Below are 10489 nucleotides of genomic sequence, written 5' to 3' on the forward strand. Positions count from 1 at the left end.
TAAAAATTTTCGGATAACTTTAATATTAATTTTTTATGACTGTAGCACGCAAAAAGCTTGTACTGCATGGCACAGTACAAGCTCTCTTAACTTATTATTTATCTTTACGTGGTAATGGATAGAATCCTTCGTTAAATTGTTGCCATAAGTTTGGTGTTAATTCATGCTTATCTTCACGTTCTGGATCGAAGTAAGAAATAATTTCGTCTTCTTTTCCTTCTTTAATTTTCTCAATGAAATTATAATCTAATAGAATTTCACGTCCAAGTGCGACTAATTCCACGCCTGTTGATTCAATCGCATCTAATGCATCATCGGCAGTAAATACTGAGCCGATACCGATCACTGGCATACGACCATCCACCCATTCATGGATTAATTTCAAGCGTTCTTGACCAGCATATTTACCTTCGCGTGTCTCTGAATGGATATCTCCAATTGAAATATGCACGTAATCAATCGCTTTCTCAGTAATTGTCTTAATTAACTGTTCAGTTAATTCCATTGAAATACCTGGTGATTCTGCTTCTTCAGGAGATAAACGATAACCAATGATAAAGTCTTTATTAGCGTGTTGTTCTTTCACTTTAAGCACTTCATCTATAACAGCTGTAGGGAACTTCATGTGGTCGCCCCACTCATCATTTCTTCGATTATAATATGGAGAAACGAATTGATGGATTAAGTAATGATTGGCGCCATGGATTTCAACGCCATCGAAACCTGCTTCAATCACGCGACGTGTCGCTTCTCCGAAATCTTTAATTGTTTGTTCAATTTCTTCAGTTGTGATTTCTCTTGCATCATGTTCTTGCTCTTGGCCGAAACTTTTAAGTGAGATAGGACTTGGCGCTACGACATCGCCATTAGGTGTTAAGTTTGGTAGAGCTTGCGCACCACCATGGTGAATTTGTACTAAAGCTTTTGCACCGTTTTTCTTCATAGCTTGTGCTAAGCGTTTTAAACCTTCAATGTCTGAATCATGTGCAACGGATGGTTGTCCTGGGAAAGCTTTACCAATATCATTCACATTACTTGCGGCATTAAGTGCTAGACCTACATCTTTAGCACGTTTTTCAATATATGGAATTTCAACGTCTGAAATCGTTCCATCATCATTTGATGAAATGTGTGTTAGAGGCGCTAACACAAAACGATTTCTTAATTCAACGCCATTAGGTAATGTTACTGTTTCAAATAACTTTTCATATTTAGTATTCATAATGATTCCTTTCCTCCTTATTTATGCCCAAACTATAGCACGGATAGAAAATTTTTCTCTAGTTTTTTGCTTGCATGTGCATGCATACATCCTTAAGTTTAATTCCCTTAAATATAGTTTTTAATCATGAAAGAAAGTGATCATAGTCATCTCATCCGCGTATTCAAGCACATGCTACTGGCCCACAACGCAATAAAATCAAAAAAGCTAACGTTATTGTGAGTAAATAACGTTAGCTTAGCGTGTTTACAGTCAATTAATTATTACGAATCGCACGTTTAGACTGCTTAATCCAGACCGGTAGGCGTTCTTCAAGTGTTTGAAACCCATACTTTTCTGTTTCTTTAATTTCATCTAATACTGACTGCTTCTCTTTTTTTCGTTCATAATTCTTAAAGTAATCATTATCTTTGAGTGACAAATTAAGTTTTCCTTCATCATCAATTGATAAAATCTTCGCTTTAACAATTTGTCCTTCTGATAGAAATTTTTTTAAGTTATGGACATAATCATCCATGATTTCTGAAATGTGGATTAGTCCTTCAGTATGGTCAGGGGCCTCAACAAAAGCGCCATACGGTTGAATGCCAGTCACACGCACTTTAATATGCTGACCTACTTTATAGTGAGTATTCAACTTGATAACCCCTTATTCGATATTCTTAACATATTTATAATAGCATAAAATGTATACTTGGACTAACTATTAAGGGATAAAATTTTATTTTCAATTATTCATTAATTTTAAACTTCACTATTTGATTTAACTCAATCTATATATTAGTGAGGCGGTAACGCAACCAATTCTCAAGAAAAAGTATTCAAAAAACGAGCCGACAAACTATTTATCGACTCGTTCTATTTCTAAAGTTATTTAATTGAACATTTTGTTTGTGAAATCAGCTTATTAATAGCTCTCATTAGAAATTAAATCACATTCTAACGTTTCACTTACGCTTTTCTATCTTCAACATCGATTGATTCGATAACCACATCATGAACTGGTTTATCTTGAGCGCCTACTTTAGTATTAGCAATATCTTCTAACGTTGTTTCACCTTCAATTAATTGACCAAATACAGTGTGTTTTTGATCTAACCAAGGTGTACCGCCTTTTTCACTATAAGCTTTAGCAATCTCTTCTGGCCAACCACCATCAACTAATTGATTTAACATTGTTTCTGGTACTTCTTTCATTTGAACAACGAAGAATTGTGAACCATTCGTGTTTGGTCCAGCATTGGCCATTGAAAGCGCGCCATATAAATTAAAAGCTTCCATTGAGAATTCATCTTCAAATGAACCGCCATAGATACTTTCTCCGCCCATGCCTGTTGCAGTTGGGTCGCCACCTTGAATCATAAAATCGTTAATTACACGATGGAAAGTAATGCCATCGTAGTAACCATTTTTCGCGTGTGTTACGAAATTCTCAACTGTTTTAGGTGCGAGATCTGGGAATAATTTAAATGTCATATCCCCTTTATTTGTATGCATAACTAATTTAATTTCATTATCTTGTATTTCTTTATTTAACTGTGGATAGTTAGTCATTTAGATTCTCCATTCATGTTATGATGATATAGGTATATATTAACATATTTGAAAGGGAGTAATATAGCATGTTATATCGATTCTCACATAAGACAGGCGCTTATGGCGTTACGATTAAAGAGGAGAATGACGACCAAGTACTTGTTCAAGTTGAACAAGTTATCAAACATCCTAAACAAGGTGATTTACACAATCCTGGCCAAGTAGAAGGTGTCTTCTTTCATGAACGTCGTGCCTTAAGTCATTACGAAAAACGTTATGCAACACGTTCACAACTTCGCGACTTTAATGTTGAAGAAATGAAATATGAAGACTCTCTTCAACAAGCTATCACAAAAATGGAAAATGATTTAAAACAACAAGACACAGAATTTTCAAAAATGGCTTTAAATAATCTTGAAAACCTAAAAAATGACTACTCAATTCTATATAAACAAAAATTTTTCTAAGTAATTTTGACGTGTTTCTTCTTATTTAACAAGTTCTAGAAAATCACTGTTTACATGGGCTTTCACCGTTTTTCAGAACGGAATGATTCATGTATAATGTATGCCATAAATATTTTTAAAGGAGGAAAACATAGTGAGTTTGTTACATATTGCGGTCATTTTACCGTTAATATTTGCACTCATTATTCCAATCCTTTATCGATTCTCTAAGAAGATTCATTTAGGTTGGTTTGTATTACCTATTCCTGTTGTCTTATTTATTTATTTCTTATCTCTTATATCGACTACTCAGTCAGGTAATACAGTAATAAATACGTTAAATTGGATGCCACATATCGGTATGAACTTTGATTTATATCTAGATGGCTTAAGTATATTGTTTAGTTTACTCATTACCGGTATCGGTAGTTTAGTCGTACTATATTCTATCGGCTATCTAAGTAAATCTGAACAACTCGGGAACTTTTACTGTTATTTATTACTATTCATGGGTGCAATGTTGGGAGTTGTACTCTCAGACAACTTAATCATTTTATATCTATTTTGGGAGTTAACATCATTTTCAAGTTTCTTACTCATTTCATTTTGGAGAGAGAAACAAACCTCTATCTACGGCGCTCAGAAATCACTAATCATTACCGTATTTGGAGGATTGAGTTTACTTGGTGGCTTCATCCTTATTTCTCTAGTTGGAAATTCTTTAAGCCTCCATCATTTACTTGAAAATGCGTCCGTCATACAGCACAGTCCATTATTCACTTTAGCAATGATTTTAATCATGCTAGGTGCATTTACTAAATCTGCACAAGTACCATTTTATATTTGGTTACCCGATGCAATGGAAGCACCTACACCAGTCAGTGCCTACTTGCACTCAGCAACAATGGTAAAAGCTGGATTATATTTAGTAGCGCGTGTTACTCCACTATTTGCCATTTCACAAGGTTGGATATGGACTATTACATTAGTCGGGCTTATCACGCTATTTTGGGCTTCGTTAAATGCTACGAAACAACAAGATCTTAAAGGTATCTTGGCTTTCTCTACCGTTTCTCAACTCGGTATGATTATGTCTATGTTAGGCATTGGAGCGGTGAGTTACCATTTCGAAGGTAGTCAAAGTCAACTTTACGTAGCTGCATTCACTGCTGCAGTATTTCATTTAATTAACCATGCTACATTTAAAGGCGCATTATTTATGGTTACTGGTGCCGTTGATCATGCGACTGGCACACGTGACGTGAAGAAATTGGGCGGTTTACTTACAATTATGCCTATTTCATTTACAATTACAGTCATCACAGCCTTAAGTATGGCCGGTGTACCACCATTCAACGGGTTCTTATCTAAAGAGAAATTTTTAGAAGCAATGATTGAAGTCTCTCATGCGCATATCTTTAGCCTTAATACATTAGGGATTATCTTCCCGGTTTTAGCTATTGTAGGTAGTATTTTTACTTTCGTGTATTCGATTAAATTCGTCTTACATATATTTTTCGGTCAGCACAAACCGAATGCATTACCTAAGAAGGCACATGAAGTTTCAATCTTAATGCTAATTTCTCCTAGTATTTTAGCTATTTTAGTGATTGTCTTTGGTTTTGCGCCTGGTCTATTGACCCAAACGATTATTGAACCAGCTACATTAGCGATTAGTAACTTATCAAATACACACGCTGAGTTCCATATGTTCCATGGTATAACCCCTGCCTTCATCTCAACATTAACTATTTGGATTGTAGGGATATTACTATTACTTACATTTGGTTACTGGATTCGATTATTACAAGCTCAGCCAACGAAACTAACATTTAACCATTGGTACGATTCTACTGGAAAATGGTTACCAACAACGTCAGCGAAAATGACAAATAGTTATGTAAATGGCTACGTTAGAGATAGTTTAGTGATTATTTTTGGTATGTTAATTTTAATGACGATTGTAACGCTATTTAGCGTGCCATTTAGCTTTAATTTTAAAGATATTAACAATATTCATATTTATGAAATTGTCATTCTTCTTATCTTAATAGTGGCATCATTCATGATAGTATTCGCATCATCGCGTTTGTTCAGTATTATCATGCTTGGTGTAGTTGGCTATTCAGTCTCGGTATTATTTGTCTTTTTCAAAGCACCGGATTTAGCGTTAACTCAATTTGTCGTAGAATCTATTTCTACTGGTTTATTCTTATTATGTTTCTATCACTTACCTAATTTGAATCGCTATAACGAGAAACCTTCTTTTAAAATAACCAATGCTATCATTTCCATTGGTGTAGGTTTAGTCGTGATTGTATTAGGTTTAATTGCATATGGTAATCGCCATTTCACTTCAATCGGCGAATACTACAAAGCACATGTTTATGATTTAGCACATGGTAAGAATATGGTTAACGTCATCCTAGTTGACTTCCGTGGTATGGATACATTATTCGAATCTTCAGTACTAGGTATCGCTGGTTTAGGTGTTTATACCATGATCAAATTACGCAGTAAACATAAAACAAGTGAGGTGAAACGCGATGAACAGACAGAAAAATAATTTAATGTTCCAATACGCAGCTGTCATTATCGCTTTCCTCATCGTTTTATTTGGCATGAGTTTATTCTTCGCAGGACACTATACACCAGGTGGCGGCTTCGTCGGCGGATTATTACTTTCAAGTGCTTTAACAATTATTGCAATTGCGTTTGATATTAAAACGATGCGCAAAGTATTCCCTTGGGATTTTAAAATATTAATAGGAATTGGACTGTTGTTTTGTGTAGGCACTCCTATTGCAAGTTGGTTCTATGGAGAGAACTTTTTCACGCATACAGAATTCAACATTCCGTTACCCCTTCTTCAACCTGTGCATATGAACACACCAATGTTCTTTGACTTCGGCGTAATGTGTGCAGTAATCGGCACAGTCATGACAATTATTATAACGATTGGAGAGAACGAATAGTGGAAATTATCATGATTATTGTATGTGGTATCCTCACAGCAATTAGTGTCTATCTCGTTTTATCTAAAAGTTTGATACGAATTGTTATGGGGACAACATTAATCACACATGCATCAAATTTATTTTTAATTACAATGGGTGGATTAAAACATGGCGAAATGCCTATTTATGAAAAAGGTATTGCCCAATATGTAGATCCTATCCCTCATGCCTTAATACTTACGGCTATTGTTATCGCTTTTGCGACAACTGCGTTTTTCTTAGTATTAGCTTTTAGAACGTACAAAGTATTAGGTACAGACAACGTAGAACTAATGAAAGGAGTACCTGAAGATGATGGTAAATAATTTAGTAGTCCTTACATTAGTTGTACCTATTATCACTGCGATCATACTCATCTTTCTAGGGGAACGTATTCAAGCTAAACGTTATGTCACATTAATTGGATTAGCTTTAACTTTAGCTGTAGCAATAATTAATTTAATCAGTGTCGTTAAATACGGACCTCTTAAAGTTGAATTAGGTTCATGGCCAGCACCTTATGGCATTATCTTCTTATTAGACTCATTTAGTGCCATGCTTATTGTAACTAGCATTATCATTACAATTCTTATTACTGCCTATTCGGTAACGACAGCTGGCATTGATAGAGAACGCTATTATTTTCATTTTTCAATTATGTTTATGCTAGTTGGTATTATTGGTGCCTTTACAACTGGAGACATATTTAACCTCTTCGTATTCTTTGAAGTATTCTTAATGTCTTCTTATGCCCTACTGGTATTAGGTGGTACAAGAATACAATTACGTGAAACAGTGAAATATTTACTCGTTAATATCGTGACATCAACATTTTTTGTTATTGCAGTAGGTATTTTATATTCCGTTGTAGGTACGTTAAATATGGCAGACATCAGTGATAAGCTTGCAGAACTTAATCATACACATAGCGGTCTTTTAAGTATTGTCTTTATTTTATTTATATTTGTGTTTGCAACAAAAGCTGGTGCATTTCCAATGTATATCTGGCTACCAGGTTCATACTATGCGCCACCATTTGCAATTATCGCTTTCTTTGGTGCTTTATTAACTAAAGTCGGTGTTTACGCCATTGCAAGAACACTAAGCTTATTTTTCCAAAATACTATTAGCTTTTCGCACTATACAATTTTATTCTTAGCGCTTCTAACGATTATCTTTGGATCAGTTGGCGCTATCGCATATTATGATACTAAAAAGATTATTATCTATAATATTATGATTGCAGTTGGCGTTATTTTAGTCGGTGTAGCAATGATGAACCAAGCTGGAATTATTGGTGCAATTTACTACACATTACACGATATGTTAGTAAAAACTGCATTATTTTTACTTATTGGTGTGATGTACCAAATTACTAAAACGACAAACTTAAAAGAGTTTGGTGGTTTAATTAAAGCTTATCCTGTTCTTGGATGGTCATTCTTCATAGCTGCATTGAGCTTAGCAGGTATCCCGCCTTTAAGCGGTTTCTATGGGAAATATTATATTGTGCAGGCTACATTTGAAAAAGGATTCTACGTTAGTGGTATTATCATATTATTATCAAGCTTAGTAGTACTTTATTCTGTGATACGTATATTCTTAAAAGGCTTCTTCGGAGAACCTAAAGGTTATAATGTAAATCAAAAATTAAATGTTAACTACTCGGCAACGATTTCAATTATAGCCGTCGTTATCACTGTATTATTTGGTTTATCTGCCGACTTTTTATATCCATTAATATCAGAAGCAGCCAAATCATTCTATGATCCTAGCGTTTATATTCATAGTGTATTAGGAGGTAGATAATGATGGCCATTCAAATTACCTTAAATTTTCTTTTAGCATTCATCTGGTTATTTTTAAGTGGAAGTTATACATTAAATAATTTATTGCTAGGCTACCTACTTGGGTTAGGAATTGTTTACTTATTAAATAAAGCTTTACCTGGCAAATTTTATTTAATACGAGTTTATAAAATCATCAAGCTTATTATTGTATTCCTTATAGAATTAATTAAAGCAAATATTGATGTATTAAAAATTGTGTTACAACCTAAACTACAAAATCAACCTGGATTTTTTACTTATCACACAGATTTAAAGACAGATTGGCAAATTGTGCTACTATCTAATTTAATCACGCTTACGCCAGGAACGGTCGTATTAGGCATTAGTGATGATAGAACTAAGATTTATATCCATGCGATTGATTTTAGTACGAAGGAAGAAGAAATTGAAGGGATTAAATCATCCCTTGAAAAAGTGGTTAGAGAGGTGGGCGAAGACTAATGGTAAAACTCATTATGCTAATTGCACTCATCATTATAGTACTTTCTATGTTAGCTATGTTTATTCGCGTTATTAAAGGTCCTACTTTAGCCGATAGAATTTTAGCGCTTGATGCCGTAGGTTTACAATTAATGGCATGCGTGGCGTTATATAGTATTTTCATAGGCGCTCAATATTTACTTGTAGCCATTTTATTAATCGGTATCTTGGCATTTTTAGGTACAGCAGTATTTTCAAAATATATAGATAAAGGTAAGGTGATTGAACATGATAGCAACGGTCATGATTAGCTTATCTATTCTATTTGTCATTGCTGGCACACTCATCAGTGTCGTTACCGCTATTGGTATGATACGTTTGAAAGATATTTACTCGCGTGGCCATGCCGCAGGTAAGTCAGCAACATTAGGTGCTATGTTCTTACTATTTGGTACTTTCTTATACTTTATTGGTACTGAAAAGTATATTAATATGCAATTAATTTTTGGTATTATCTTTATTTTTATTACAGGCCCTCTTTCAAGTCACTTAATTATGAGAGCTGCTTATAATAATAAAACACCTTATACGAAAGATACTAAAATTGACGATCTCAAAGATGAATTTAACAACAAGAAAATATAATGATTTAAAGCTCTAGTCGAATGATTTTTCGACTAGAGCTTTTTAAGTTATTGTCATCTAAATTGACTTATGATATTATAAATCGTAATTATTACGTTTTATAAAAGAAAGAAGTGTTTTTATGCATTGGACTATTATTGGCGGTGGTATTCAAGGTACAACTATCGCAATTAAATTACGTGAAGCAGGTCTCTCGATTGGTAACTTAACTATAGTTGATCCCTATTCTTCTTTATGTGAACAATTTAATGACTTCACTCATAGAATTAGTATGCCCTTTTTACGTTCACCTATCGTCCATCATATTCATCCCAATCCATTTCATCTAAAGCAATTTGCAAAGTATCAACAATATACGAATGCTACTTATGGTCGCTATCAACGCCCTCAAACAGACATGTTTATGCATCATGTTCATGAACTAGTGCATCGCTATCGTTTAAATGATAGCCACCTTCAAGGCTACGTGAATCAGATTAAGCGCACTGGTTCACAATGGAGAATTTATTTGTCTGATGCGCAAGTTCTTAATACAGATTGTGTAGTTTTGGCGCATGGTTGTAATCACCAACCTTATATTCCTTTTCTTTTTGAAAATGAAAGCGACGTTTGCCACATTTTCAAAAAAGAATTTAATCCAAATATGTTTAAACTAAGTTCACATGTCGTTGGGAGTGGTATTTCAGCAGCGCATTTAACGCTTAAATTATTGAACCAATCAAGCGATAAAGTCGTTCATCTGTGGATGAATAAAGAGATTGATATTCACCACTTTGATGCAGATCCAGGATGGTTAGGGCCAAAAAATATGGGTCCATTCTTAGAAATAACTTCCTCTGAAAAACGAATGGAAATCATTTCTGAGGCGCGCCATAAAGGTTCGATGCCTCAAGAATTATATTTACGTTTGAAAAAGCATGTTCAATCTGGACGTTTAATCATTCATCACGACAAGATTATAAAACTTGAAAATCATCAAATTATTACAGAAACATCGAGCACACCTTATGATTTCATTCTATTAGCCACAGGTTTCGAAGCTACATTATTAAAACAAAATATGGTTCAATCATTGATTCAACATGAACAAGCGCCTCTTACGCAATGTGGTTTACCTGCTATAACTTCTGACTTAGAATGGTTGCCTCAACTATTTGTAGCTGGAGGTTTAGCCGATTTAGAGTTAGGACCATTTGCGCGAAATATTATGGGCGGAAGAGAAGCAGCGCAACGAATTTACAATGCTTTTCAAAAATTAAATGATTCTAAAAGTAAGTTTGCATAAAAAGAGTCCGGGACATAAAGTTCTTGGATAAGTAAATAAAGACAATTTCTATTGAAATAATATAGAAATTGTCTTTTTTATAATTTTTT

At 34.2% G+C, this 10489-nt stretch carries 12 protein-coding genes; 9 read left to right on the plus strand and 3 right to left on the minus strand.

What is annotated here, in order from left to right:
* Positions 1-94 precede the first annotated feature (94 nt).
* From CD128_RS10045 to CD128_RS10055, 3 genes are all read right to left on the minus strand, one after another.
* Positions 95-1222, minus strand: coding sequence for an NADH-dependent flavin oxidoreductase (locus CD128_RS10045; RefSeq protein WP_103329777.1), 1128 nt, complete (start codon positions 1220-1222; stop codon positions 95-97).
* A 256-nt stretch (positions 1223-1478) separates the two neighbouring features.
* Positions 1479-1859, minus strand: coding sequence for a S1 domain-containing post-transcriptional regulator Ygs (gene ygs, locus CD128_RS10050; RefSeq protein ID WP_103297627.1), 381 nt, complete (start codon positions 1857-1859; stop codon positions 1479-1481).
* A 314-nt stretch (positions 1860-2173) separates the two neighbouring features.
* A complete protein-coding gene (locus CD128_RS10055) occupies positions 2174-2776 on the minus strand; it encodes a peptidylprolyl isomerase (RefSeq protein WP_103329778.1) in 603 nt (200 codons plus the stop codon).
* A 68-nt stretch (positions 2777-2844) separates the two neighbouring features.
* Between CD128_RS10055 and CD128_RS10060 the strand changes: the two genes are divergently transcribed.
* The 9 genes from CD128_RS10060 to CD128_RS10100 all read left to right on the plus strand — a co-directional run bounded on the left by CD128_RS10060 (position 2845) and on the right by CD128_RS10100 (position 10400).
* Positions 2845-3225 carry a kinase-associated lipoprotein B gene (locus CD128_RS10060; RefSeq protein WP_103329779.1) on the plus strand — a complete coding sequence of 127 codons (381 nt, stop codon included), beginning with the start codon at positions 2845-2847 and terminating at the stop codon, positions 3223-3225.
* Positions 3226-3358: 133 nt separating this feature from the next.
* Positions 3359-5770, plus strand: coding sequence for a Na+/H+ antiporter subunit A (locus CD128_RS10065; RefSeq protein WP_103329780.1), 2412 nt, complete (start codon positions 3359-3361; stop codon positions 5768-5770).
* Positions 5751-6179: a Na(+)/H(+) antiporter subunit B gene (locus CD128_RS10070; protein WP_103297631.1), complete on the plus strand. Its 429-nt coding sequence runs from the start codon at positions 5751-5753 to the stop codon at positions 6177-6179. Before CD128_RS10065 ends, CD128_RS10070 begins: the two co-directional genes overlap by 20 nt.
* Complete coding sequence (gene mnhC1, locus CD128_RS10075; RefSeq protein WP_103297632.1) at positions 6179-6526, plus strand: Na+/H+ antiporter Mnh1 subunit C; 348 nt, start codon at positions 6179-6181, stop codon at positions 6524-6526. Before CD128_RS10070 ends, mnhC1 begins: the two co-directional genes overlap by 1 nt.
* Entirely contained in the window at positions 6513-8009 is a 1497-nt protein-coding gene (locus CD128_RS10080; protein ID WP_103329781.1) for a Na+/H+ antiporter subunit D, read from the plus strand. The genes mnhC1 and CD128_RS10080 overlap by 14 nt, the downstream gene beginning before the upstream one ends.
* Positions 8010-8011: 2 nt before the next feature.
* Positions 8012-8491, plus strand: coding sequence for a Na+/H+ antiporter subunit E (locus CD128_RS10085; protein WP_103329785.1), 480 nt, complete (start codon positions 8012-8014; stop codon positions 8489-8491).
* On the plus strand, positions 8491-8781 hold the full coding sequence (locus tag CD128_RS10090; RefSeq protein ID WP_103329782.1) for a Na(+)/H(+) antiporter subunit F1: 291 nt from the start codon (positions 8491-8493) through the stop codon (positions 8779-8781). The genes CD128_RS10085 and CD128_RS10090 overlap by 1 nt, the downstream gene beginning before the upstream one ends.
* Positions 8759-9115 (plus strand): Na+/H+ antiporter subunit G1, encoded by a 357-nt coding sequence (locus CD128_RS10095; protein ID WP_103329783.1) that lies wholly within the window; start codon positions 8759-8761, stop codon positions 9113-9115. The genes CD128_RS10090 and CD128_RS10095 overlap by 23 nt, the downstream gene beginning before the upstream one ends.
* 121 nt (positions 9116-9236) lie before the next feature.
* The gene (locus CD128_RS10100) at positions 9237-10400 is read left to right on the plus strand and encodes an FAD/NAD(P)-binding protein (protein WP_103329784.1); all 1164 of its coding nucleotides are present in this window, start codon (positions 9237-9239) and stop codon (positions 10398-10400) included.
* Positions 10401-10489 lie beyond the last annotated feature (89 nt).

Origin of the sequence: Staphylococcus croceilyticus (genome assembly GCF_002902575.1) — a bacterium.
Taxonomy (GTDB): domain Bacteria; phylum Bacillota; class Bacilli; order Staphylococcales; family Staphylococcaceae; genus Staphylococcus; species Staphylococcus croceilyticus.

Coding starts and splice junctions, on each gene's coding strand:
- CD128_RS10045 (WP_103329777.1), bottom strand. CDS start 1,222: ATGAATACTAAATATGAAAAGTTATTTGAAACAGTAACATTACCTAAT.
- CD128_RS10090 (WP_103329782.1), top strand. CDS start 8,491: ATGGTAAAACTCATTATGCTAATTGCACTCATCATTATAGTACTTTCT.
- CD128_RS10055 (WP_103329778.1), bottom strand. CDS start 2,776: ATGACTAACTATCCACAGTTAAATAAAGAAATACAAGATAATGAAATT.
- CD128_RS10080 (WP_103329781.1), top strand. CDS start 6,513: ATGATGGTAAATAATTTAGTAGTCCTTACATTAGTTGTACCTATTATC.
- CD128_RS10100 (WP_103329784.1), top strand. CDS start 9,237: ATGCATTGGACTATTATTGGCGGTGGTATTCAAGGTACAACTATCGCA.
- CD128_RS10070 (WP_103297631.1), top strand. CDS start 5,751: ATGAACAGACAGAAAAATAATTTAATGTTCCAATACGCAGCTGTCATT.
- CD128_RS10060 (WP_103329779.1), top strand. CDS start 2,845: ATGTTATATCGATTCTCACATAAGACAGGCGCTTATGGCGTTACGATT.
- CD128_RS10095 (WP_103329783.1), top strand. CDS start 8,759: ATGATAGCAACGGTCATGATTAGCTTATCTATTCTATTTGTCATTGCT.
- CD128_RS10085 (WP_103329785.1), top strand. CDS start 8,012: ATGGCCATTCAAATTACCTTAAATTTTCTTTTAGCATTCATCTGGTTA.